Consider the following 24780-nt stretch of genomic DNA (forward strand, 5'->3'; position numbering starts at 1 on the left):
CGCCGATCACGTCACCACCACCCTTCCACGCGTACCGTCCACCTCCATGACGGTGTTCGGCCCAAGGCCGGCGAGGGCCTGGGAGCCCACTCCGGTGACGCAGGGGAGGCCCAACTCCCGGGCGACAATGGCAGCGTGGCAAAGCATGCCGCCCACGGCGGTCACCAGGGCCGTCGCCTCTGCCATCAGCGGCACCCACTCGGGTCCGGTCTCCTCGGTGACCAGCACCGAGCCCGGCCGCCATCCGTGCTCGTCCGCATCCCTCAACCGCACGGCCGGCCCGCTCACCACCCCGGGCGACGCGGCCACCCCCGTCAGGAGCCGGCCCCGGCCACCGTGGCCCGGCCCGGCCGGGTCTCCGAGGTCGGCCCGGTCGTCCGCCCGGGTGAGATCGCGGGTGACGGGGCGGCACTGCAGCCAGACGAGACCGGAGCCCAGCACCGCGAACTCCAGGTCCGTCGCCTGCCCCAGCAGCCGCTGAACGGCCAGACAGGCGCCGCCGGCCGCGTGCCCGTCCACCACCAGCAGCCCCGGCTCCCCGGCTGCGGCCGGCCACTCCTCGGCGTGCGGGGTGACCCGCCCCGAGACGAGGCGCTCGCCGCTGCCCTCGGTCCACTCCAGGCGGCCGCTGCCGGGGCCGCGGCCCAGCCACACACCGGAGGCGGCGGGGGGCTCGTAGGGCTGAAGCACCACTCCCATGCCGATCGGGCCGGCCGGGGCCCCCACGCGGTCGCGGTACGCCGCGACGCCGGGCTCATCGGCGGACGCCCGCACCCGGGCCGCAGCGGACGCCAACTCAGCTCCAGCCACGTCCAGTTCGCTGTGGAAAAGACCTGCGTGGGAGAGGTCGGCGCCGTCCTCGACATCGGCGGAGCTGCGTACCGCCCAGCGGTCGGCGACCGCGGCGAGCCGGTCCCAGTCCCCGGGCCGGGCCGTGCGCCCGGCCGGCAGTACCCAGGTTCGGGGGACCCGCAGGCCCGCCCGGTGCAGGGTGGCCAGCCCGAGTGTCTTGCCGCCGACGTCACGGGCGGTGAGCGGCCCGGCGCCGGCGGCGGCCGTCACCTCGATCAGCGCGTCGGCCGGCCGGCCGTGGTCCCGGCCCATCAGCCGCCCTCCGCCGGGACGAGGCGTGTGCCCTTCAGCCGGGCCTCCTCGACGTCCCGGCCGGTGCCGGTGGTCAGCAGCAGATCACGGTGCAGTTCCATCCACACGTCGTGGTAGGAGTCGCGCATGACCCCGGTGAACGCCGTGATGTCACCCCCGGTCAGCCGGGCCAGAGCCGAGTCGAGCCGGTCCCGCAGCCGCAGGTAGCGGGGCCGCAGAGCGCCGAGGCCACCGAGAACCCCGGTGGTCCGCTCGTGCAGGGCTTCGAGTTCACCGACGACCCGTCGGTCGTGGGCGTCGTCGGTGTGGTCGTTCGGGCTGCCGTCGCGCACCTGCCACTGGGTGCACAGCGACTTGAGGCGGTCGTTGAGCGGCAGGAACCGCTCGTACCACGGCTGGATCAACTCCACGACAGCGGCCGGGGTGTCCTGGCGCAGCAGACCGGCATGGTGCTCCTTGCCCTCGGCGGTCGGACGCCAGATGTCACGCTTCTCCAGGTGCTGGGCGAATCCCTCGGCGGCCAGCGCCCGCAGTGCGCCGGCCGTGGCCGGTCCGCCGCGGTCGAGGGTGCCCGCGAGCGCGGCCGCGGTCCCCATGCCCTTGAGGACCAGGATGTGCAGGGTGAGGAAGTGCTCGTCCTCCGGTGCCGCTCCGGTCATGTCGTCGCCTCCCCACGCCCGGCCGTCCTCGTCCGCAGCCGGGCCATGAGTCCGCCGTCGGCGATCAGCCCGAGCAGGAAGCCGGGCACCGGGTCGCCCTTCAGGACCCGGCCGTCCGCGCAGTGGATCTCCCCCGTGGAGAGGTCGACCTCGGTGGGACCGTCGGTGGGGAAGGGCTCATCGCCGCGGTACTCCAGCAGCGGCAGGCCGATGTTGAAGGCGTTGCGGTAGAAGATCCGGGCGAAGGAGCGGGCGACGACCAGCGGCACTCCGAGGTCGCGCAGGGCGGTGGCCGCATACTCACGGCTGGAGCCGCAGCCGAAGTTGCCGCCCGCGACGATGGCGTCACCGCTCTGGAACCGCTCCGCCATCTCCGGGTGCACGGAGGCCAGTCCGCGCAGTGCGCCGTCGGCGCTGGCACCCCTCAGCGTCATGAAGCGGCCGGGGAACAGCGTGTCGGTGTCGATGTTGTCGCCGAGCCGCCAGGTACGGCTGGGCAGTGTGATTCTCATGCGCGGGCCTCCGATGGATCGCTGTCGGCTTCGGCGAGGTAGATGTGCGCGTCGGTGACCACTCCCGCGAGTGCGCTCGCGGCCACCGTCGCGGGGGACGCGAGGTAGACGCTGGCCCGCGGGTTGCCCATGCGTCCGATGAAGTTGCGGTTGCTGGCGCTGATCGCGTTCTCGCCGTCGGCGAGGACACCGCCCTGGAGCCCTGCGCAGGGGCCGCAACTGGGGGCGGCGACGATGGCGCCCGACTCCGTGAGCGTCTGGACCAGACCCTCGACGAGCATCTGCTGGTAGATCCGCCGCGAGGCCGGGGTCACCAACAGGCGTACGTCGGGGTGGACCTTCCGCCCCTTCAGCACACGCGCGGCCTCACGGTAGTCGTGCAGCCGGCCACCCGTGCAGGAGCCGATGAAGGCCTGGTGGACGGTGACCGGTTCGACGAGGTCGGCGACCGGCCCCACGTTGGCGGGGCTGTGCGGGCGCGCGCACATGGGGCTCAGTGTGCCGAGGTCGATCCGGATGAGCCGGCGGTAGTCCGCGTCCGGGTCGAAGGCCAGCCCTTCGCCTTCCTCGGGCGGGATGCCGAGATAGCGCGTGGTCTCCTCGTCGACCTCCACCAGGCCTACCTTGGCGCCGAGTTCGACCGCCATGTTGGCCAGCACGAGCCGTTCGTCCATCGGCAGCGCGCGCAGCCCCTCGCCGCCGAACTCCAGGGACTGGTAGGTCGCTCCGTCCACCCCGAGCAGGGACAGCAGGTGCAGGACGACGTCCTTGGCGTAGACGCCGTCGGGCAGCCGCCCGGTGAGTTCCACACCGATGGCCTCGGGTACCCGGAACCAGATGCGCCCTTCGGCGAACACACCGGCCATCTCGGTGGACCCGATCCCGGTGGCGAAGGCGCCGAGAGCACCGGCGGTGCAGGTGTGGGAGTCGGTGCCCACGACCACCTGACCGGGCCCGGCCAGGCCGGACTCGGCGAGCGTCTGGTGGCTGGGGCCGTCGTACAGGCCCGTGTTCGTGATGCCGTGGCGCCGGATCGCCTCGATCGTGACCTTGTTGTTCTCGGCCTGCGCCGCGGTGGCGGCGGGCACGAAGTGGTCGATGGTGACGTACACCTTGCTGGGGTCCCACAGCGGTATCCCGAGTTGCTCGAACGCCTGGAAGGTGGGCGGTCCCAGCACTTCGTGGGTGAGCGCGATGTCGACGTCGGTCTCGACGACGTCACCGGGGCGCACCGGGCGGCCGCACTTGCGGGCGAGGATGCGCTGGGCGAGGGTCGGCGTCGTCATGAGCGCGGCGCCGGGGTGCCCTGCTCGGCGCGGAGTTCGCCGATCAGATCCGCGAGGGCGCCCACGGTCGGCACCTGGGCCGCCCGCAGATTGTCCACGAGGTGGACCCCGAAGCGTTCCTCCAGCGCGAGCAGCAGTTCGAGGGCGGCCAACGAGTCGACCTCGAGGTCCTGCACGATGCGGTCCTCTCGGCGCAGGTCGCGGCGGATCCGTTTGATCTGGTGGTAGATCTCCTCCATCGCCGTTATGACGTCGTCGGTCCGGGGCGTAGAGCTGTCACTCATGGTCATGGATGGTCACCTCTCCGGTGGTTCCGTTGATGGACACGGTGGTGCCCGATGGGAGTGAGGCGGCGCCGGGATAGCCGACGACGCAGGGGATCCGGTACTCGCGGGCGAGGATGGCGATGTGCGACAGCTCGCTGCCCCGCTCGCTGAGCACGCCTTCGGCGAAGGGCAGCAGCGGGGCGATGTCCGCGTCCGCCGACGAGCACACGATGATCGCGGGGCCGTCCGGCGGATCCTCGTCGGGCGACATCACCTGGCCGAACCCGCTGCCGGGCGCCACTCCGCGGGAGGTACGGGGCGCGTCGGGCGCCCACATGCGCCGGCTGCCGTCGTCCGCGGTGAGGTCGAGATGCTCGGGCATGGGCACGGCGAGGGCGGCCCGGCACGTCTCCACCCGCCCCTCGGCACGGGCGGCGAGCTCGGGACGCGTGACCAGGTCGGTGAATTCACGCACCGTCAGGTAGGGCCACATGTCGTCCGCGACGCCCTGGTGTCCGGCCAGTCGCGGCAGCAGCCGCCGGAACAGGTGCAGTGTGCGCATGGCGAGGGACTTGGAGTGCTCCCGGCCCGCCATGACCTCGCCGACGGTGGTGGAGACCGCCTGGACCGTGTGGGCCCGCCACTTCGGCAGCATGCTCGCGAGCGCCTCGGCGGGGCCGACCAGGGCGTCCGCCGCCCCCTCGTCGAGCGAGCCGGCCCGGTGGCGTACCGCGTAGTCACGCCATGGGGCGTGGCTGTCGGCGACCTCGTAGAAGGAGGAGTCCAGGAAGTTTCCGGGGCCGTACGGGTCCTCGGTCGCGGCCGCCCGGTGCAGCCGGTCCCAGACCAGTTCCCTGGGCCGGTTGAGCCACTGCGCGGTCTCCTCGGGGTGGCGGACCATACGGCGGTAGATCCGGTGCTGCACCGAGCGCAGCGGCACCAGTCCCGAGGTGCTGAGGATGTGCACGCCCCACGCTTCCTCGAGGACCGGCAGCGTGTCCTTGAGCACTCCGTACATCGCCAGCGGACTGCCCGTGGTCAGCGCCGCCCGCAGGTCCCACTCCAGCTGGGAGACGTTCTCCTCCAGCGCGCGCAGCCGCGGCCCCATCTCACGCAGTTCCCGCAGCAGCCGCACGGCCCCGGTCGCCCGGCGCAGGCGGGGCTCGCGCAGGGCGCCGATCTCCTCGGGGGGTTCGACGTCCTCGAAGTAGGCAGCGGTGACGTCCCGCGCGGTCAGGCCCGGGATCGTACGGGAGAGATGGCAGTACGACGACAGGTTGTGGTACGGCCGGCAGCCGAAGTAGCCCACGAAGACGTAGTGCGAGCCCTCCGCCCAGGCGCAGCGGCCCCACAGGCGCCGGGCCAGGGAGCGGGTCGCGCGCTCCATGGGGTCGCCCACCAGCGACCACGACATCGGGGACAGGCGCTGCGGAGCCACCTCGCCGAAGTTGCCCGCCGAGTAGACGCGGAAGAACGGGTGCGGATCGGTGTCCACCGTCGGCGCCGCCCCGGTCGTGCCGGGGACGGTGCCTGTCGGCTCCGTGATGGTCATCGGACCACCTCTCGTGCGTCGGCCTGCGGCAGGTCCCCGCGCAGGGCCCGCCCGGTCTCGGTCAGGTAGTGCGGCTGGGGGACGGGACGCGGTCCCGGAATCGCGTCCAGGACGGCGGGGTCCAGGTCGAACCACGGCTCCGCGTAGTCGGTCAGCTCAGGGGTCGCGCCGACCCGCTTGCCGACCAGCCGGGTCAGCCTGCCCAGACCCTTGGCCTCGACGATCCGGGGCACGACGCCCCACGGGCGGCAGACCTCCTCGAAGACCTCGGCGAGGGTGGGCATCGACGGGTCGAACCAGCTCCAGGTGGCCCCCGCGGGCGGGGTTTCCAGCGCCCTGAGGACCACCTCGGAGGCGGACCGGGCGTCGGTGACCCAGCTCGGGAAGTCGCCCCTGCGCTCCAGGTGGACGGGGTAGCCGGCCAGCAGGTGCGGGAAGACCGCGGGCAGTCCGGAGCGGGTGTCGGGCCGCCCGCCCCGCGGGTCGGGGCCCAGCACGGGACCGAACCGCACGACGGTGACCGGGAGATCGCCGGTGGCGTTGCGCACCAGTTGTTCCGCGCAGTACTTCCCGTACTCGTACCAGTTGCGGAAGCGCTGGCCGGTGTACAGCTCCCGGTTGGTGACGCGGCCCTCGGCCCGGCCCAGGGCCAGCAGGGACGACACGTGCACGACATGCTCCAGGGCCGGCAGTTCGCGCAGGAACCGCAGCACCGACTGCATGGCGACGCTGTGCGTGTCCATGGCTTCCCCCGGACCGCAGGCCCAGTCGACCGAGCCGAAGGCGAGCACCACGTGCGTGACGGTGTCACGGACGTGGCCGAGGTCCGCTCCGGTGAGTCCGAGTCGGGGCCGCCGCACATCGCCGCGTACGGCGCGACCGGTGACCGCGCGGCCCCCGCGGGACAGCGACACCGGGTGGGCTCCGGCCTCGGCACAGGTCAGCGCGATCTGGCTGCCGAGGAATCCGGAACCGCCCACTATCAGTACGTTCATGGCTGGAACCTCGCCAGTCCTCGGTCCCCGACGGGGCGTGGCCGCGCCGGGGAGGGCAGGTCGAACAGCAGCCGGGCGAGCAGCTCCGTCCGCACCGCGGGGGGCGGCTCCGGCAGCAGGGCCGACAGCGCGCCGCGCTCCATCACCCGGTCGAGGCCGATGTAGCGCAGCCCGATCACGCTGTTGCGCCAGGCGTCGGGAAGTTTCGCGAACCGCTCCGCGTTGGCCGACAGCCACAGCAGGTGCTCGGCCCGCGCGGGCACGAGACGCGCCCAGTCACGGAACGCCAGGGGCGACGCGGCCCGCGCGGTCTCCAGCAGGCTGCGCAGGGTGGGGGCGCTCTCCCCGGCCGCGACGTGCACGATCGTGGGTTCGCTCGCCGGCCCGGCCGCGTGCCGGCTCTCCAGGACGGAGAGCAGGACGTCCGCGGCCACGTCCCTGGGCAGGACGTCGACCCGGGCCCGCGGCATGGCCGGCAGCAGCCTGCCCGGGAGTTCGTCCCACCGCTCGGCGAGCAGGTACAGGGAGTTGCGGCGCAGGGTCGCGCCGGTACGGGAGTCGCCGAGCAGCGCCGCGACGCGCGCGACGACCAGGTCCGGGTCACCCGGCCGGTGCAGCGACCACAGCTCCCGCTCGGCGAGCCACTTGCTGTGCTCGTAGGCGGTGCGGTGGCGGTCCGGAGGCATGGGCGCCTCCGGAACGGTGCCCACGGCTCCGCCCGCGACGTAGATCGACGAGGCGTGGCAGTACAGGACCGGCCGGCCGCCGCGCCGCTGGAGTTCCCTGGCCACGTCGAGGCCGGTGCGGGCGCCCAGGACGTTGCTGGTGTACAGGTCGCGGCCGGTGCCCGCCCAGTTGGTCTCGCCCGCCAGGTTGAGTACGGCGTCCACCTCGCCGGCGAGGCGCTCGACGGCCGCGTCGGTCAGGCCCCACAGGGGCGCGGTGACGTCTCCCTTCACCTCACTCCCGGCCCAGGCGGGGAAGGCACGTTCGAACGGCACGCGGCCCCTGCGGTTTCGGCGCACCAGGGGAACCAGGCCGATGCCCCGCGTCTCCGCGGTCTCGGCGACGGCGGTGCCCAGTTGTCCGGTCATACCGGTGAGGAGAATTCTCATCCGACATCGACGCTCTCGTCGTAGGCCTCGAAGTCGGGTACGAGCCCGCTCGCCACCAGTTCCCACATCATCTCGTCGGTGCCGCCACCCAGCCGCGCGAGCCGCGCGTCGCGCCACATGCGGGCGAGCGGGGTCTCGTCCTCCAGGTAGCCGGGCCCGCCGAACAGGTGCATGCATTCGCTGATCGCCTCCTCCGCGAAGCGGGCCGCGGTGACCTTGAGCGCGGCGGTGTCGCGGGGGCCGACGGCACCGGTGACCGGCAGCCCCTGCCCGGCGGCGTACACCGCGTAGCGCAGGGTGAGCAGCCGCGAGGCCAGTTCGGCGAGGCGCAGCCGGAGCGCCTGATGCTCCATCAGCGGACGGCCGAACTGGTGCCGGCGGTGAAGGTGGGCGGTGGCCAGGGCGATGGCGCGCCCGATCCCGCCCACCGCCTGCCCGGCGATGGACAGCCGCTCATGGCTCAGCCCCCAGGTGGCCACCAGCAGACCGGCGCCGACCCGGCCGACCCGTGCCTCGTCGGGCACCTCGACGTCGACGGTCATCCACGTGGTGTCGAGAGCGGCGGTGCCCGCCTTGGCCAGGCGCCGCTTGGGGGTGAGCCCGGAAGCGGGCACCGCGAACACCCCGAGCCGGCCGTCGGCGGCGCTTCCGTCGTCGATCCGGCACAGCAGCAGTGCGAAGTCGCAGACCCGGCCCAGCGAGAGGTACTTCTTCTCGCCGGTGACCCGCCAGCCGCCGGGCACCTTGCGTGCCGTGGTGCGGATGCCGGTGAGGTCGGAGCCACCGGTCGGCTCGGAGGCGCCGAGGCAGCCGACCAGGCGGCCGTCGAGCACGCCGGCCAGGTACTCCCGCAACAGGGACGAGTCCCCGTACCTGATCAGGACGGAGGAGACGGTCTCCAGATGCAGGCTCAGTCCGACGGACAGCGAGGCGTGTCCGAGCCGGCCGCTCTCCTCGGCGATGACGACACCGCGCCCGGGGTCGCCGTGCAGTCCGGTGCGCCACCTCTCGTGGAACAGCCCGGTACTGCCGATGTCGGCGATGATCCGGCGGGGGAAGAGTCCGGCCCGCTCCGCGGCGGCGGCATGTTCGGCGAACACGTCGGCCAGCAGTTTGGCCGTCGTCTGCCGCCACTCGTCGACACGCGGGCCGAACGGCCCTTCGGCGAAGAGAAGGGTGTCGGGTGCCTGCCCCGGGGTGTCGCTGGATGGCACTGTCATGGGGTACTCCCTCGGCCGAGGTCGGTGGGGTGGCCCGCCGCGAGCACTCCGCCCGCGCCGCTTGCGGCGAGCCGGTCGAGTGCGGAACGGATGCCGCCCTGGATCAGCCGCCGCGTGTACAGCCGGTGGCCGAAGTACAGGGACGCGTACATCACGACTCCGGCGACGGTCGCGGCGACCGGTGCGAAGGCGGCGGCCACCGCCGCGTGCCGCACGTACTCACCGAACTTGAACTGCTTCATGTCCTTCATGCGCTGGACGCGCCCGCGCCCCGGCGTCTCGAAGTGCCGCAGCGTGCGCCGCCGGCACGACGCCATCAGGGCCGCCGCCACCGCGGCGAAGGGCAGCGCCCACCAGCCGTCCTCGACCAGTACGGCGAGGGCCACCACGGGAACCAGACCTGCGAAGGCGATCCCGGAGGCCAGCCGGAACGCGGCGGGGCCGCCCATCCGCACGGCGAGGGTCAGATTGCCGACCTCTCCGTCGAGGTCGACGTCGCGCAGCGCCGCCAGGATGTTGTTGGAGACGCAGGCACACATGCAGTAGGCGATCACCAGGAGCAGCTGCCACACCGGGCCGCGGCCGGCCAGGAGCCAGGCGATGACGCCGGGCAGGGTCTGCGGGACGGTCATCATCAGCGAGGCGATGATGCCGTCCTCCTTCACCTTGGAGTACGCCATGGAGGCCACGACGCCGGCCACGGTGATCCCGAGCCCGGTCGCGAGCCGGAGCGCGCTGCCGCTGGCCAGAGCCAGGCACAGCAGGCCGGCGACCAGGTACACACCGGCCCACGACCATGACTGACGTGTCGTCAGCAGCTTCGCGGGGAGCGGCAGATAGGGAGCCGTCGTGGCGTCCCCGTCGGCGTCCAGGATGTCGTTGACGATGAACAGGGCGCCGCCCGCGAACGCGACGTAGCCGCACAGTGCGATCAGGTGCCACAGCGCGGGCCGGCCGGACGGGTCGGCGGCGTACCAGCCCATGACGACCGGCCACACGTTGATGTTGGACAGGTAGATGCGGGTCATCCACCAGGCGGATTCCGTCCGCAGCAGGCCGGCCCTCATCGCGCCGCCCCGGTGAGCCACTCGCCCTCGAGTTCCCCGGTCAGATGGCGGGTCCACAGGGTGCGCCGGCGGGGCTTGCCGCTGGAGGTGAGGGGAATGGTGCCGCGTCCGGCCTTCAGGACGAGGAGGCGGACGGCGGCTCCGCCGAAGGCGGCGACCGTCTCCTCGACGGCGTCGAGGAGCCCGCCGAGGTCCTGCTCGGAGACGACCAGGAGCGTGGGCCGCCCCTCGGAGACGCCGGCGCAGACGGTGAGCCTGCGCTGCGGGATCCCGGTGCGGGCACTCAGTTCCAGCTCGACGTCCTCGACGAAGACGCTACGGCCGTTGACCTTGACACTGTCTCCCAGCCGTCCGACCACGTACAGGTCGCCGTCGAGCTGGAATCCGGCGTCACCGGTGTGCAGCCATTCACCGGCGCCCCACCCGTCCCCAGCGGTCTCGTCGGCGTACCCCAACGCCACCGAGGGTCCCTTGACGAGGATCTCGCCGAGTACGCCCTCGGGCTGCGGGCGGCCCTCGTCGTCGGCGACCTCGACCGCGAGCCCGTCCAGCGGACGGCCGCAGCTGACCTGCCAGGTCCAGGAGTCGGGCACCTCCTCGATGCCCACCTCGGCGGTCTCCAGGATGTCGACCTTCTCGCCGAGGCGCTTGTCGAGGGAACCGGTGCGCAGCAGCCGCGGGCGCCGGCCCTTGGGCACACCGGTCACCGCGAGGGTGCCCTCGGCGAGGCCGTACGCGGGCATCAGGCTGCCGGCCTGGAAGCCGTGGGGTTCGAGCAGCCGCACGAAGGAGGCGAGCACCTCCGGGTTGACCCGCTCGGCTCCGCTGATGACCGAGGTGAGGGTGGAGAAGTCCAGGCCTTCGAGGTCCTCGGGCCGTACCTTGGCGACCGTCCGTTCGAAGCCGAAGTTGGGCATGAACATGTGCGCGTAGGGGGCCCGCCCGTACTCGGCGAGCCAGCCCGAGGTGTCGCGGATGAAGTGTTCGGGCCGCATCACGGAGTGCTGCACCTGGACGGTGACCGCGGCGAGCAGTCCGCCGACCAGGCCCATGTCGTGGTAGAGCGGCAGCCAGGAGACACCGCCGTACTCGTCGAGCTGGAGCCACTTCTCGATCATGCCGAGGTTGGCCGCCATGTTCTCGACGGTGACGCGCAGCCCGCGGGGCGCACCGCGGGAGCCGGAGGTGAACTGCAGCACCGCCAGTTCACCGCTCTCCCGGCGCAGCTCCTGGAACCCGTCGGCGTACGCGGGCTCCAGGATCACTACGTCCTGGCCGAGTTCGCCCACCGTGCGCCGCAGCACGTCCTGGTAGCCGGACGAGGCCACCGCGAACCGGGGCCTGATACGGGTCGCGATGGACTTCAGCTGGGCCTCGTATCCGACGCCGCCCTGAAGTGCCCAGGGCAGGGGCAGCACCGAGGGCGTGGCGCCGATCACCAGCAGACCGAAGAAGGTCGTCAGGAAGTCCGGGCCGGCGGGTACCACCATCGGAACGACGTCGTCGCGCCGCACCCCCGACTGCTGCAGGGCCATGGCGGCCCGCAGCACCTGCTGGGCGAGCTCCTCGTAACCGAACTCCTGCCAGGTCAGGTCGTCCCGCAGGAACCGGACACCCCGCGTGGGGTGCGGTTCGTCGATCCAGCCGAGCAGTCTCTCGCTGCTCCTGGTCACGTCCAGGCCGGTCATCGGCTCAGCCGCCCGTCGCGACGCGGTAGTAGAAGTCCTGGAGCAGGCGCCACTGCTCCAGGCCGTCCCGGACCACCTGCTCGGCCCTGGTGTCGAAGTCGGGTGCCTCGTGGGCGTACTTGGCGATCAGCGCCCGGGCTCCCTCGGCGTGGTAGACGTCGACCTCGCCGTGCACCAGGAACCACTCGGCGTCCCGGCGGCTGACGTCCATCTCGGACGTGAGGTAGTCGTACATCTTCTGCACGGCCGCCGGGGTCTGCCGCTCGTTGACGTAGAAGGCGAGCAGCCCGTACACGAAGTGCTCGCCCAGACAGACGCCGAGGAGGTAGTCGACGAAGCGCCGCACCTCGGGGGCGACCGGCAGTTCGGCGATGTTCTCGGGGGCGCCCATGGCCAGGGCGAAGCGCTTCATGAGGTTGTAGTGCGAGTCGCTGCCGTCGCGGATGTCGGTCTCCTCCGCGATGAGCTGCTCCATCTCCCACAGCCGTACGTCCTCGTACGGGGCGACCGCGTGGATGGCGGAGAAGCCGCGGTTCTGGTGGAACGTCTGGTGGTACTTCTGCACGGCCCAGTCCCGCAGGTGCTCGCGGGAGACCTCGCCGGCGATCAGGGTCTGGGTGAAGGAGTGCTTCACGTACGCACGCTCGTCGATGACGGCGTCGAGGCGGTCGAGTATCTGCTCGGACATCGGCAGTCTTCTTTCTTCAGGCGGCGCCGCGCCAACCGGGTGGGCGGAAGCGGCATCCGGTCCGGTGATCAGAGTTCGACCTGAAGGTCGGTGTAGGAGCGCACGGCGAACAGGCCGTGCCGGTCCGGCTGGGACACCAGTCGCATCCGGGGAAAGCGGCGGGTGAGCCGCTCGAAGACGATCTCCGACTCCATCCGGGAGAGCGCGGAACCGAGGCAGTAGTGGATGCCCGCGCCGAAGGACAACGGCTGCACGTCGGGCCTGCGGATGTCGAAGGCGTGCGGGTCGGCGTAACGCTCGGGGTCGCGGTTGCCGGCGCCGAGGATGCCCATCACCACGTCACCCTGCTTGATCCGGGTGCCGCCCAGCTGCAGGTCGGTGCGGGCGCGGCGGCCGATGTACTGCACCGGCGAGTCCCAGCGCAGCATCTCCAGCACGGCGTTCGGCACCAGCGAGGGATCGCGGTGCAGGGCCTCGTACTGCTCGGGGTGGGTGAGCAGACCGTACAGTCCGTTGCCCAGCATGCTCGCGGTGGTCTCGTGACCGGCCCCGAACAGGAAGATGACGTTGTTGATCAGCTCGTGGTGGGCGAGCCGGGTGCCGTCGTCCTCCAGTGCGAGCAGCGCGGACAGCAGGTCGTCCTGCGGGTCGGCGCGGCGCTCGGCGGACAGGTCCTCGAAGTAGTCGAGGAACCAGCGGCACGCCTCGTCCGCCTTGCGCAGCTGTTCCTCGCTGATGATCGGATCGAGCAGCGGGACGACCGCGGAGGAGTACTCCTTGCACTTGCCGTGCTCCTCCTCGGGGAGGCCGAGCATCATGCAGATGACGGCAACCGGGAGCAGCGCGGCCACGGTGCCGAGGAAGTCGCCGCCGCCCTCGGCGGCCAGGTCGTCGAGGAGTTCGTCGACCTTGTTCTCGATGTACGGCCGCAGCGTGGCGATCCGGCGAGGCGTGAACGCCTTGGCGAACTGTTTGCGCACCCGCGTGTGCTCCGGCGGGTCCATGCCGAACAGCCAGGACCGGGAGGCCAGGTCGACCGCCGAGCCCTCCTCGAAGTGGCCGAAGAACCGCATCTGTTCACCGCGGCCGAGGTCGTTGTCGCGCAGCATCTCGTCGATGTCCGCGAAGCGGCTGACGAGCCACATGTTCAGGCCCGTGTGGAAGTGGACGGGTTCGGCGGCCCGCAGCCGCTCGTACCAGGCATAGGGGTCGTCCACGAATCCCGGGGCGAAGAGGTCGAAGAGGGACGCCGAGTCCGGCGGAGCGCCGGGCAGTGCGGATTCAGCCACAGGTATCTCCCAGGTCCGGCCCGTGGTCACGGGCGTGAGCGAGAAGTGGATGCGGGGGTCAGACCGCGTTGGTGCGGACGTGCAGGGCTTCCAGGCCGCGCAGGAAGAGGTTGACGTTCCAGCGCGGGGTGTCCTCGGCCAGGGCGAGCCGCGGGAAGCGGACGAAGAGGCGGCTGAAGAGCGCCTCCGCCTCCAGGCGGGCCAGCGGTGCTCCGAGGCAGAAGTGGATGCCACCGCCGAAGGCCAGGTGGCTGCGGGAGTTCGGCCGCCCGATCTCGAAGACGTCGGGGTTCTCGAACCGGGCCGGGTCCCCATTGGCGGCCTGCGCGATGATCACCGTCATCTGTCCCGCGCGGATCGTCCGGTCGGCCAGGGTCACGTCCTCCAGCGCGATGCGGGCGGTAGTGCGCAGCGGGCCCTCGAAGCGCAGGATCTCCTCGACGACCTGCGGGGCCAGGGCGAGGTCGGCACGCAGCCGGGCCAGTGCGTCGGGGTGGCGCAGGAGGGTGAGCACGCCGTTGCCGATGAGGTTCATCGTGGTCTCGTGACCGGCCCAGACCAACAGGGTGACGTTGGACAGGAGTTCGTGTTCGGTGATGCCCTCCTGGTCGTCGTGGAGCTTGACGAGGTGGGTCAGGATGTCGTCCCGAGGCTCCGCGCGGCGCTGTTCGACGAGCACCCGGAGATAGTCGCGGAACGCGAGGACCGCCGAACGGCTGCGCTCCAGGGACTCGTCGCCCAGGTCGACGTCGAAGACCCGCGCGAGGTCGGTGGACCAGTCCTTGAAACGTCCCCGGTCGGCGGCCGGGACGCCCAGCATCTCGCAGATGACGATGACGGGCAGGGTGAAGGCCAGGTCGGCAATGACGTCGAACTCCGGTTCGGCGGCGAGTCCGTCCAGGAGTTCGTCGACGAGCTCCTCGACGCGCGGGCGCAGCCGCTCGACCATCCGGGGCAGAAAGGTACGGCCGAACGCTTTGCGCACCCGGGTGTGGTCCGGTGGGTCCAGTTGCGACATCCAGCTGCGCAGCACCTGGACCGTCTCGCTCTCCACCCCGCCGCGGGCGTCACCGACCTGGTCCCAGTAGTCGGACTTGCCGAACCGGGGGTCGCGCAGGACGCGGTCGGCGTCCTCGTAGCGCGTCACCAGCCAGTAGCCGCCGGGGGGAAAGGCGTCGCTCCAGCGGACGGGTTCCTCCTCGCGCATGCGGTGCAGCAGCGGGCGGGGATCGTCCAGGAACGCGGGCGTGAACAGGTTGCGTTCCAGCGGCTGCAGAAGCTCCTGCTCTGCGCCACCCGCCGGGCGGGCATGGGACATGACAGCACCTTTCGGGTACGACGGGCACGGTCGTCCGACCGGGCGGACGCGCCGGGGCAGCGGCATGGCGCAGCTCGCGACAGCCGTGAAATGGGTCGGGGGGAGAGGTCAGTACGAAAAGCGCGAAGCGGATACGGCCGGCCGGGGATCAGGCGTGCCGGAAGCGGTCCCAGCGCATCGCGGTCACTCCGGCTCCGAGGAGCACCGCGCAGAAGAGAAGGACCATGAGACCGTCGAAGGCCAGGTCCGGCGTCGTGGCGCCACGCGAGGTGGCGCCCTTGAACAGTTCGACCAGCCAGTACTGCGGAGTGAACGGGGCGGCGGCGCGGACCCAGGACGGCATGATGGCAAGGGGTACGAGACTGCCGCCGAGGGTGCCGCCGACCAGGACCAACAGGTTGTTGAGCTGCGGCACTTGGGCGTCGTTGCGGCTGACTGCGGCGAGCATCGCGCCGACCGCGGCCACGCACAACCCGGCGAGCAGGCACCCGGCGACCAGCCCGAGCGGGCTGTGCACGGGAATGCCCAGCACCAGACAGCCGCCGCCGACCAGGAGCAGCCCCTGCAGGGTGACCACGAGGACGGTCGGGATCATCTTCGCGGTCAGCAGCCAGCCCTTGCCGAGCCCCAGAGTGAGCATGCGGTTCCAGGTGCCCCAGGTGCGTTCCCGGTGCACGGACTGCGCGGCGTGCGAGGCCGCGAAGAAGGCGTGGTAGATCACGAACCCGAGCAGGGTGGCGGCGTACGGGCTGGCACCCGAGCTGTACGGCTTGCCGTCGGGCCCGACCACGTCCGGGGCCTTGCCCTCGATGGCGGCGAGCATGGTGGGCAGGAGGATCCGGGTCGCCGGGTCCGCGACCAGCTGGCGCACCTGCCCGCCGGCCCCCGTCACGACGGCGAACGAGACCTCGCCCGCGCCGATCCTGCGGCGCGCCTCGTCCAGGGAGACGACGGATTCCGGCTTGCCGAGCCGCTGGGTCAGCGCGGTGCTCGCCCGGCCCACCAGGACGTAGTCGGGCGGGTCGCCCATCGCGAAGGCGCCGCCGAGGGCGCTGGACAGCAGCGCCACCAGCACGATCGGGAAGGCGAACATCATGACCAGGAGCAAGGGATCCCTGCGGTTGAGCAGCAGCTCCTTGTGCACGACGGCACGGAACGCACCGGCCCGGGATGCGGCCGACGGTGCGGCGGCCCGGAGGGGTGGCGTCATGGCGGGTGAGCTCATGAGTCGTTGAGTTTCCGTCCGGTGAGGTGCAGGAAGACGGCTTCGAGACTTGGTTCCACCAGGCGTACGTCGGTGAGGGTCACGCCCACGTCACTCGCGGCGGCCACCGCCGCCGTCAGCGCGCGGGAGGGTTGGTTCACCTGGATCCGCAGGAACCGTTCGTCGCCGTCGGCGGGGACGAGGGGGCCGAAGCACGAGTGGGAAGTGAGCCGCTCGGCGAGCGCCGCCGAGCCCGGGCTCTCCAGGCGCAGTTCGAGAAAGGCGAGGGCGTATTTCCCCAACAACCGCTCGACCGTGCCGGATTCGATGACCATGCCGTGGTCGAGGACCACCACATGGTGGGCGTGCTCCTGGACTTCGGTCATCAGATGGGTGGAGTAGAGGACGGCGGTGCCCTGTTCGCACTCCTTGACCGTGAGGTCGAGCAGAGCGGCACGGGACTGCGGGTCGACCCCCACGGTGGGCTCGTCGAGCAGCAGCACGTCCGGGCCGCCGAGGGTGGCCGCCGCGAATCCGAGCCGCCGTTTCATCCCACCGCTGAAGCCTCCGGCCCGGTCGTCGGCCCGGTCGGCGAGACCGACCCGTTCCAGCGCCTCGCGTACGGCCGCGGCCCGGGCGGGGCGCCGCAGTCCGACGGCCGCGGCCGCGAACCCGAGGTTCTCCGCAGCCGTCAACTGCGGGTAGAGCGCGTGCTCCTGCGGCATGTAGCCGACGCGGTGCCCGGAGACGAGCTGCCGCCGGCCGCCGTCGGGACGCAGGATGCCCGCCGCGATGGCCATGAGCGTCGACTTACCGGCCCCGTTCGGGCCCAGCAGGCCGGTGATCCGCCCGGGGGCCGGGGCGATGGACACACCCTTGAGCGCTTGCGTGGCTCCGTAGTGCTGCACAACCTGGTCGAGCACGAGTGGTGCCGGCGGGCCGTCAACCGGTGGCGTTCCGGTCGCGACAGCCGAAGGCGTCGCGCTGGTTGGCCCTCGTTCGCCGAGCATGGAGATCCCCCGCGTGTTGGTCGTGCTGTCGACTACGCGCTCAGCCTTCCCCATCCGCGTCGTTCGCCGCCATGCCCTCGGCATGCAGCAAACTGTGCTGCAACTTGCTGCACGGTGGAGCGCGGAGGAAGGGAGCGGGCCCGGACGGAAGCGGGCCCGGCGAGCACTGCCGCTGACGGTAGGGACCGAGTCGCCGACGATGACGCCGGCCTTCGCGGGAGCCTGGTCGACCACCCACAGCCCGGTCAGGGTGACGACGTGAACAGGACGATGACCGGGGCCGCGCACACCATCCGGCGCCGGCGTCCCCTGCGCAGCCAGTCGCCGCGGACGGCGCGACAGGTGCCCGGTCCGGGGTCGACGCCGCCGCCGAGCACCTCCATGGCCTCGCAGAGCTGCCGGGATCGACGACCACCGCCTGTACCGACGGGAGCCGTCACACCGCCGGGACCATCCTGGACGAACTCGGCGTGGACATGACGACCATCAGGGAGATCCTCCGTCCCACCCGGAACAGCCGGACCAAGCGCTACGTGAAGAGGCGGTCGCACCTGTCGAAGGACGCCGCAATGCGCCGCATGGGCGAGTTCTTCGTACGGCCGCGAGCAGCCGCCCCTGAGCCCACTGCGGGGACTGGGACCGGAACTGAGACCACGGACACCCGCATTCGGCCCGCGCCCGGCGCAGCCGCACCAAGAAAATGAAAAAGCCCCAGGTCACGGCGAGTGAGTCCTGGGGCAATTCCGAGCCGCCTTCGGGATTCGAACCCGAGACCTACGCATTACGAGTGCGTTGCTCTGGCCAACTGAGCTAAGGCGGCATGCCCTGCCGCACCATGGTGCGATCAGCAGCGGGGCCAAGTCTACACAGTTTCCGGGGGTGCTCCGTACCACCCTCCCCGGGCCCTCTCCCCGCAGGTCAGGGCGGTCCCGCACGGAGGGCCGGGGCGGGTCGCCGAGGAGTCGGGGACGGGTCGGAACCCGTTCAGCTGCACTTGGTGCCCTTCTTCGGAACGGTGCCCTCCAGCAGGTACCGGTTGATCGCGGTGTCGATGCAGTCGCTGCCCCGGCCGTACGCGGTGTGGCCGTCGCCGTCGTAGGTGAGCAGGGTGCCGGAGGTGAGCTGGTCGGCGAGGGAGACGGCCCACTTGTACGGGGTGGCCGGGTCGCGGGTGGTGCCGACGACGAGGATCGGGCCGGCACCCTTCGCATGGGTCGCGTGCGGGGTGCCGGTGGGGTCGACCGGCCAGTACGCGCAGTTCAGGGCCGCCCATGCGAAGTTCTTCCCGAAGACCGGGGAGGCCTTCTCGAAGCTCGGGACGGCCTTCTCCACGGCGGAGGTGCCGGAGAAGGCGGCGGGCAGGTCGAGGCAGTTCACCGCGTAGTTGGCGTACATCAGATTGGCGTACGAGCCGTCGGGTGAGCGCTCGTAGTAGCTGTCGGAGAGGGCGAGCAGCCCGGAGCCGTCACCGTGCTGGGCGCCCGCGATGGCCTCGCGGAGCTGGGGCCAGGCGGACTCGTCGTACATGGCGGCGATCACGCCGGTGGTCGCGAGGGACTCGCCCAGTTTCCGGTCCTCGCCGGTCGGGACCGGCTTGGCGTCCAGGTCCTCGAAGAGCCGCTTCAGCTCCGCCGCCGCGTCGGCCGTGCTCCCCGTGCCCAGCGGGCAGTCCTTCTGCTTCACGCAGTCCGCCGCGAAGGACTCGAAGGCGCCCTCGAAGCCGGCGGTCTGGTCGCGGTTGACGTCGACGGCGGGCAGCGACGGGTCCAGCGCCCCGTCCAGGACCAGGCGCCCCACCCGGTCCGGGAACAGGTCGGCGTAGGTCGCGCCCAGGTACGTACCGTAGGAGGCGCCCACGTAGTGCAGCTTCTCGTCGCCGAGGATCTCGCGCAGGATGTCCATGTCGCGGGCTGAGTCGACGGTGGAGACGTACGGGAGGATCTTGCCGGAGCGCTTCTCGCAGCCGTCGGCGAACTCCTTGAAGGCCGCGCTCAGCTTGTCGATCTCCGCCTCGTCGTCCGGTGTCAGGTCGACCTGGGTGAACGCGTCCATCTCCTTGCCGGTCAGGCACTCGACGGGCTCGCTGCGGGCCACTCCGCGGGGGTCGACGGCGACCATGTCGTACCGGGCGCGGACCTGCGCGGGGTAGCCGAGGGCCGCGTACCCCTGGAGGTACTCGATGGCCGAGCCGCCGGGTCCGCCCGGGTTCACCAGGAGGGAGCCGATCCGCTCGCCCGGTCCGGTCGCCTTCTTCCGGGAGACGGCCAGATCGATGTCCCCGTCACCCGGCTTCCCGTAGTTCTTCGGCGCCTTCATCGTCGCGCACTGGAAGCCTTCGACGCCGCACTCCCCCCACTTCAGCTTCTGCGAGTAGTACGGGGCGAGGTCCTTGGCCGCCACGGTCGCCGAGGAGCCGACGGCGGACGCGCTGGGCGTCGAACCGCCGCTCGTGCAACCGGAGACGAGCAGGCCGGCAGTGCCGAGCGCGGTGGCGAGGGTCTGGAGCAGGCGCCTGGAGTCCATGCCCGGAGCGTAGTCGCCCGGTGACGAGTCGTCCGATTTCCTCCTCATTCGGGTGAAGGGGTGGTGGGGCAGCCAGCCGGGCGCGGAGGGAGCGCACGGGGCAGCGGCGAGCCGCCGGGAAACGGTCGCGTCGATCCGCGTCCTCAGCCCACGCCCTCAGCCCGCCGCGCCCTCGGCCCACGCCTCAGCCCGCCGCGCCCTCGGCCCACGCCTCAGCCCGCCGCGTCCTCAGCCCGGCGCGCCCTCGGCCCACGCCCTCAGCCCGCGCGCAGGGCCATCGTCATCGCCTCCACCGCCAGCAGCGGCGCCACGTTCCGGTCGAGCGCGCGGCGGCATGCGATCACCGCCTCGATCCGGCGAAGGGTCTGCGCGGGCGCCGAGGACTCGGCGATCCGGTCGAGCGCGTCCTGCGCGTCGGTGTTGGCGAGGGCGATCCGCGAGCCCATCTGGAGGGCCAGCACATCGCGGTAGAAACCGGTGAGGTCGGAGAGGGCGAGGTCGAGGCTGTCGCGCTGAGTACGCGTCTTGCGTCGCTTCTGTTTGTCCTCCAGCTCCTTCATCACCCCCGCCGTGCCGCGTGGCATCCGGCCGCCCGCGACCGCGCCGAGCGCCGCCTTCATCTCCTCGGTCTCCTTGACGTCGACCTCCTCGGCGACCTGCTTGGCGTCCTCGGCGGCCGTGTCGATCAGCTCCTGCGCCGCCTTGAGACAGCCGCCCACGTCCGCGACGCGCAGCGGGACCTTGAGCACGGCCGCCCGTCGGGCCCGCGCCCGCTCGTCCGTCGCGAGCCTGCGGGCGCGGCCGATGTGGCCCTGGGTGGCGCGGGCCGCGGAGTGCGCGCGCTCGGGATCGATGCCGTCGCGGCGGATGAGGACGTCCGCCACGGCCGCCACCGGGGGCGTGCCGAGCGTGAGGTGGCGGCATCGGGAGCGGATCGTGGGCAGCACGTCCTCCAGCGAGGGCGCGCAGAGCAGCCACACCGTGCGCGGTGCGGGCTCCTCCACGGCCTTCAGCAGGACGTTGCCGGCGCCCTCGGTCAGCCGGTCGGCGTCCTCCAGGACGATGACCTGCCACCGGCCCACGGCCGGCGAGAGCTGGGCCCGGCGCACCAGCTCACGGGTCTCCTTCACGCCGATGGAGAGCAGGTCCGTGCGGATCACCTCGACGTCGGCGTGCGTACCGATGAGGCTGGTGTGGCAGCCGTCGCAGAACCCGCAGCCGGGGGCACCGCCCATGGCCCGGTCGGGGCTGGTGCACTGGAGGGCGGCGGCGAAGGCGCGGGCGGCCGTGGACCGGCCGGAACCGGGCGGTCCGGTGAACAGCCAGGCGTGCGTCATCTTCGAGCCCGGAGGCACGGGCTCGCCCTGGGCCGTCGCGGTGACCAGGATGTCGGCGTCACGGGCGGCAGCCGAGAGCTGCTCCTGCACCCGGTCCTGACCGACCAGGTCGTCCCATACGGACATGGTCACCGCCCTTCCGGTGGTGTCGTGCGGTCCTGCGGTGATTGCGGTCCTGCGGTCCTGCGGTCCTGCGGTCCTGCGGTCCTGCGGTCCTGCGGTCCTGCGGTCCTGCGGTCCTGCGGTCCTGCGGTCCTGCGGTCCTGCGGTGATGATGACCGGAGGCGTACAGCGCGCGGGGTACCGCGCGCTTCCATTGTGGGGGACCCCACCGACAATCCCGACGCCGTACGGATTCCGGGGCGGCCATCACGTACGCGCGTCGCGTACGGCGGCCCCGCCGCACGCGACCGCCCCCGGTCCGGTGATCCGGTCCGGGGGCGGTCGGTGCCGTCGTACGCGTACGACGGGGCGGTCGGGGGCTGTCCCCCTCAGCGGCGCGGGCGCCGGCGGCCGTTGCCGAACCCGTCCTCGTCGTCATGCCCGCCGAGCAGTTCGTCGGCGAGCGTCGGCAGATCGTCCAGCGGGGTCTCCTCGGCCCAGTCCGGACGCGGCCGGCGCGGACGGCTCTGCTGCTCGTACGCGGCCCGGTCGGCCGCCGGGTCGCCGCTGATCTGCGGCAGCTCGCGGGTCCGCTCGGTCTCGCTCTCCGAGGCGGAGGGCGCCGAGTCCTCGTCCCGGAAGATGCCCCGGGGAACACGGTCGGCAGGCGCCTCGGGGCGGTACGCCGGCAGGACGGTGGTCTCGTCCGCCTCCTCGCGGTACGCGGGAAGCACGGTGGTCTCGTCGCCTTCCGACGACCCCGCCCGGCCCTTCGCCCCGCGCGAATCTCCCGAACCGCGCGAACCTTCCGAACCGTCCGCGTCGCGCGAGCGGTCGGGCCCGCCCTCCGCGGGACGCACCTTCGGGACCTGCTGGGTGACCTCGTTCGGGTTCACCACCGGCGTCTCCACCGTCAGCTCGTCCCCGGAAGCACCGGAGCCGCCCGAACCGCCGGAACCGCCGGACGCACCGGCCCCGCCCGACGCCGACGCCGACTCCGACGCCTTCGTCCACGGGTCCCGCACCGGCCGCGAGGCCTCCGCACGCGCCTCCTCCGCCTTCCGGGCGGCCTCTGCACGCTCGGCCGCGACCCGCTCGGCCTCCGCACGCTCGGCGGCCACCCGCTCGGCCTCGGCACGGGCCGCGGCCTCCGCCTTCGCCCGTGCGGCGGCCTCGGCGGCCGCGCGTTCGGCGGCTTCCTCCTGGGCCCGGCGGCGGGCCTCCTCCGCGCGGACCAAGGCCTCCTCGGCCTTGCGCTGCTTCTCCAGCCGGAGCGCCTCGGCCTCCTTGCGGAGCCGGGCCTCCTCGGCGGCCTGGAGGCGCAGCCGCTCCTGCTCGGCCTCGCGCGCCTTCTCCTCGGCCTCGCGGCGGCGCCGGTCCTCCTCCTCGCGGAGGCGGATCTCCTCGGCGCGCTGCCGGGCCTCCTCGGCCTGGCGCTCGGCCTCGGCCTGGCGGGCCTCCTCCAGCTCGCGCTGCTTGCGCTCCTCCTCCTCGGCGCGGAGCTTGGCGAGCTGCGCCTGGCGCTCGCGCTCCAGCCGCTCCTCCTCCGCCTTGCGGGCGGCCTCCTCCTCGGCCTTGCGCCTGGCTTCCTCCTCGGCCGCCCTGCGCGCCTCTTCCTGGGCCTTGATCTCGGCCTCGGAGAGCGGCAGGACCCGGTCGAGCCGGTGGCGCACGACGGTGGTGATGGCCGCGGGTTCCTGGCCCGCGTCCACGACGAGGTACCGGACCGGGTCGGCCGCCGCGAGGGTCAGGAAGCCGGAACGCACCCGGGCGTGGAACTCCGGCGGCTCGGACTCCAGCCGGTCCGGCGCCTCGGTGAACCGCTCCCGCGCGGTGGCCGGGTCGACGTCCAGCAGCACCGTCAGGTGCGGGACGAGGCCGGTGGTCGCCCAGCGCGAGATGCGGGCGATCTCGACGGGCGAGAGGTCACGGCCGGCGCCCTGGTAGGCGACGGAGGAGTCGATGTAACGGTCGGAGATGACGACCGCGCCGCGTTCCAGGGCCGGGCGGACGACGGAGTCGACGTGCTCGGCGCGGTCGGCGGCGTACAGCAGGGCTTCGGCGCGGTTCGAGAGTCCGGCCGAGGACACGTCGAGGAGGATCGAGCGGAGCCGCTTGCCGACCGGGGTGGCACCCGGTTCGCGGGTCACGACGACCTCGTGGCCCTTGGACCGGATCCACGAGGCGAGCGCCTCGACCTGGGTGGACTTCCCGGCGCCGTCGCCGCCCTCCAGGGCGATGAAGAAGCCGGTCGCGGCGGGTGCGACGGCCGGGTCGCCGCCGCGCAGTGCCTCCCGCAGGTCGCGCCGGAGGGGGACCCCCGCGCGGTCGTCCGTCTTGGCGAGGACGAGCGCGGCGACGGGCAGCAGCAGGGCGCCGACGAGCATCAGCGCGAAGGCGGCGCCGCCGTGGGCGAAGACGAAGTCGCCGGCGACGAGACGGTGCCGGCCGAACGCGGCGGCCAGCAGCGGGCCGCCGATCGCGCCGACCGCGACGGCCACCCGGACGACCGCCTGAAGGTGCGCGGTGGTCCTGGCCCGCCGCGGCTCCTCGGTCTCCTGGTCGATCAGGCTGTGGCCGGTGTGCGCGGCGATCCCGGCGGTGTACCCGGCGAACAGGGCGATCATCAGCCCGGTGGCGGTGTCCGGCACCAGGCCGAGCACCAGCAGCGCCACGCCGGTGAGGGCGAGCGCGAGGGCGAGCAGCCGGCGCCGCGACAGCGCGGGCAGCACCTTCCCGGCGGTACGGATGCCGAGGGCGGTGCCGCCGGTCAGTCCGAGGATCAGCAGGGCGTACGTCGCGGGCCCGCCGCCCAGGTCGGCGGCCTGGAGCACAGCGGCACCGGCGGCCGCGGCGATCGCCCCGGCGACGGCCGCGCAGGCGGCGACCATCAGCCGGAGCGCACCGGTGCGGCCCTTCTCGGCACCGGCCCCGTCCGTGCCGGCGGCCGGGCGGCGCAGTCCCTCCAGCGGCGAACGCGGCCGGGGCGTGGGAAGGCCCGGCAGTTCGAGGAAGTACAGGGTCGAGATGGAGGCGGAGAACAGCCCGGCCGCGACGTACGAGCCGAGAGCCGCCTGGTGCAGCGAGAACCAGTCCAGGCCCGCGCCCAGGAGGTTGCCGACCAGGGTGGCGGCCAGCAGCACCACCGCTGCGGCGGGCACCGCGAGGAAGTCGGTGCGCAGGGAGAGCCGGCGCAGTGCGTCCAGGTGGTCGGGGAGCGGGCGTACGGCCGCGCCCTCGATCGGCGGGGCCGGCAGCAGCGCGGGAGCCGCGCTCTCCTTCGCCACCGACCACAGGCGTTCCCCTGCTCCGGCCAGGAAGACGGTGATCAGGATCATCAGGAGCGCGTTGTCGGGCGTCCAGTCGATCCAGAGCGGCGCGACGACCAGCAGCGCGAGCCGCAGCCCGTCGGCGCCGATCATCAGCCATCGCCGGTCCAGCACTCCGCCGGGGGTCGTGAGCGCCGTCAGCGGACCCAGGAGTACGGCTCCGAAGAGCAAGGTGGAAAGGATCCGGACACCGAAGACGGCGGCGACGGCGAAGGCCGCCCCGCGGTATCCGGTGCCGAATGAGCCCTCGACGACCGCCGCTTGCAGCGACAGCAGCACCAGCACGAGGAGGGCGAGTGCATCGCCGATCCCGCCGACGAGCTGGGCGCTCCACAGCCGCTTCAGCGGCTGGATGCGCAACAGGGCCCGTAGGGCGCGCTCGCGTGAGTCTGCGGCAAGTGTGTCGGAGGTGGGGCTCACGACCGTTGGCTGCTCGGCTCGCGTCATCCGTCCAGCCTATCGGCAGCCGTACGGTCGTCGTTGCCCCGGCCGAACATATGACCGCGCGGTGGACCG

19 protein-coding genes, 1 tRNA gene and 1 pseudogene are annotated in these 24780 nt (G+C 72.4%); 1 reads left to right on the forward strand and 20 read right to left on the reverse strand.

The genetic code is table 11. From position 1 onward, the window contains the following. Positions 1 to 6: 6 nt before the first annotated feature. From ACWCSV_RS14540 to ACWCSV_RS14615, 16 genes are all read right to left on the reverse strand, one after another. Positions 7 to 1104: a PEP-utilizing enzyme gene (locus ACWCSV_RS14540; protein WP_451142011.1), complete on the reverse strand. Its 1098-nt coding sequence runs from the start codon at positions 1102 to 1104 to the stop codon at positions 7 to 9. Then, entirely contained in the window at positions 1104 to 1763 is a 660-nt protein-coding gene (locus tag ACWCSV_RS14545; protein WP_451142013.1) for a hypothetical protein, read from the reverse strand. Before ACWCSV_RS14545 ends, ACWCSV_RS14540 begins: the two co-directional genes overlap by 1 nt. Then, complete coding sequence (locus ACWCSV_RS14550; protein ID WP_451142015.1) at positions 1760 to 2275, reverse strand: LeuD/DmdB family oxidoreductase small subunit; 516 nt, start codon at positions 2273 to 2275, stop codon at positions 1760 to 1762. Before ACWCSV_RS14550 ends, ACWCSV_RS14545 begins: the two co-directional genes overlap by 4 nt. Further along, entirely contained in the window at positions 2272 to 3561 is a 1290-nt protein-coding gene (locus ACWCSV_RS14555) for a 3-isopropylmalate dehydratase large subunit (protein ID WP_451142017.1), read from the reverse strand. The genes ACWCSV_RS14550 and ACWCSV_RS14555 overlap by 4 nt, the downstream gene beginning before the upstream one ends. After that, positions 3558 to 3845 carry a phosphopantetheine-binding protein gene (locus tag ACWCSV_RS14560; RefSeq protein WP_451142019.1) on the reverse strand — a complete coding sequence of 96 codons (288 nt, stop codon included), beginning with the start codon at positions 3843 to 3845 and terminating at the stop codon, positions 3558 to 3560. Before ACWCSV_RS14560 ends, ACWCSV_RS14555 begins: the two co-directional genes overlap by 4 nt. Then, the gene (locus ACWCSV_RS14565; protein WP_451142021.1) at positions 3838 to 5379 is read right to left on the reverse strand and encodes a PEP-utilizing enzyme; all 1542 of its coding nucleotides are present in this window, start codon (positions 5377 to 5379) and stop codon (positions 3838 to 3840) included. Before ACWCSV_RS14565 ends, ACWCSV_RS14560 begins: the two co-directional genes overlap by 8 nt. Beyond that, positions 5376 to 6374, reverse strand: a complete 999-nt coding sequence (locus ACWCSV_RS14570; RefSeq protein WP_451142023.1) for an SDR family oxidoreductase — start codon at positions 6372 to 6374, stop codon at positions 5376 to 5378. The genes ACWCSV_RS14565 and ACWCSV_RS14570 overlap by 4 nt, the downstream gene beginning before the upstream one ends. Further along, the gene (locus tag ACWCSV_RS14575) at positions 6371 to 7489 is read right to left on the reverse strand and encodes an SDR family oxidoreductase (RefSeq protein ID WP_451142025.1); all 1119 of its coding nucleotides are present in this window, start codon (positions 7487 to 7489) and stop codon (positions 6371 to 6373) included. The genes ACWCSV_RS14570 and ACWCSV_RS14575 overlap by 4 nt, the downstream gene beginning before the upstream one ends. Beyond that, a complete protein-coding gene (locus tag ACWCSV_RS14580; protein ID WP_451142027.1) occupies positions 7486 to 8709 on the reverse strand; it encodes an acyl-CoA dehydrogenase family protein in 1224 nt (407 codons plus the stop codon). Before ACWCSV_RS14580 ends, ACWCSV_RS14575 begins: the two co-directional genes overlap by 4 nt. Next, positions 8706 to 9737 (reverse strand): UbiA family prenyltransferase, encoded by a 1032-nt coding sequence (locus tag ACWCSV_RS14585; protein WP_451142029.1) that lies wholly within the window; start codon positions 9735 to 9737, stop codon positions 8706 to 8708. The genes ACWCSV_RS14580 and ACWCSV_RS14585 overlap by 4 nt, the downstream gene beginning before the upstream one ends. A gap of 35 nt (positions 9738 to 9772) precedes the next feature. Continuing rightward, positions 9773 to 11464, reverse strand: coding sequence for an AMP-binding protein (locus ACWCSV_RS14590; RefSeq protein WP_451142031.1), 1692 nt, complete (start codon positions 11462 to 11464; stop codon positions 9773 to 9775). Between the two features lie 4 nt (positions 11465 to 11468). Then, positions 11469 to 12152: a TenA family transcriptional regulator gene (locus ACWCSV_RS14595; protein ID WP_451142033.1), complete on the reverse strand. Its 684-nt coding sequence runs from the start codon at positions 12150 to 12152 to the stop codon at positions 11469 to 11471. Between the two features lie 68 nt (positions 12153 to 12220). Further along, positions 12221 to 13441 (reverse strand): cytochrome P450, encoded by a 1221-nt coding sequence (locus ACWCSV_RS14600; RefSeq protein WP_451142035.1) that lies wholly within the window; start codon positions 13439 to 13441, stop codon positions 12221 to 12223. 58 nt (positions 13442 to 13499) lie between these two features. Further along, positions 13500 to 14759: a cytochrome P450 gene (locus ACWCSV_RS14605; protein ID WP_451142037.1), complete on the reverse strand. Its 1260-nt coding sequence runs from the start codon at positions 14757 to 14759 to the stop codon at positions 13500 to 13502. A 148-nt stretch (positions 14760 to 14907) separates the two neighbouring features. Continuing rightward, positions 14908 to 15969, reverse strand: coding sequence for an ABC transporter permease (locus ACWCSV_RS14610; RefSeq protein WP_451142039.1), 1062 nt, complete (start codon positions 15967 to 15969; stop codon positions 14908 to 14910). 11 nt (positions 15970 to 15980) lie between these two features. Then, entirely contained in the window at positions 15981 to 16886 is a 906-nt protein-coding gene (locus tag ACWCSV_RS14615; protein WP_451142041.1) for an ABC transporter ATP-binding protein, read from the reverse strand. Between the two features lie 484 nt (positions 16887 to 17370). Between ACWCSV_RS14615 and ACWCSV_RS14620 the strand changes: the two are divergent. Beyond that, a pseudogene (locus ACWCSV_RS14620) lies at positions 17371 to 17664 on the forward strand (tyrosine-type recombinase/integrase); the annotation flags it as partial. A gap of 55 nt (positions 17665 to 17719) precedes the next feature. On the opposite strand, the gene ACWCSV_RS14625 reads toward ACWCSV_RS14620, so the two are convergent. The 4 genes from ACWCSV_RS14625 to tmk form a co-directional block, all read right to left on the reverse strand. Beyond that, a tRNA-Thr gene (locus ACWCSV_RS14625) sits at positions 17720 to 17793 on the reverse strand. Positions 17794 to 17957: 164 nt separating this feature from the next. Next, a complete protein-coding gene (locus ACWCSV_RS14630) occupies positions 17958 to 19496 on the reverse strand; it encodes an alpha/beta hydrolase (protein ID WP_451142043.1) in 1539 nt (512 codons plus the stop codon). 257 nt (positions 19497 to 19753) lie between these two features. Further along, positions 19754 to 20959: a DNA polymerase III subunit delta' gene (locus tag ACWCSV_RS14635; RefSeq protein ID WP_451142045.1), complete on the reverse strand. Its 1206-nt coding sequence runs from the start codon at positions 20957 to 20959 to the stop codon at positions 19754 to 19756. A 365-nt stretch (positions 20960 to 21324) separates the two neighbouring features. After that, positions 21325 to 24711 (reverse strand): dTMP kinase, encoded by a 3387-nt coding sequence (tmk, locus tag ACWCSV_RS14640; RefSeq protein ID WP_451142047.1) that lies wholly within the window; start codon positions 24709 to 24711, stop codon positions 21325 to 21327. Positions 24712 to 24780 lie beyond the last annotated feature (69 nt).

The organism is Streptomyces sp. NPDC001770 (assembly GCF_053596135.1).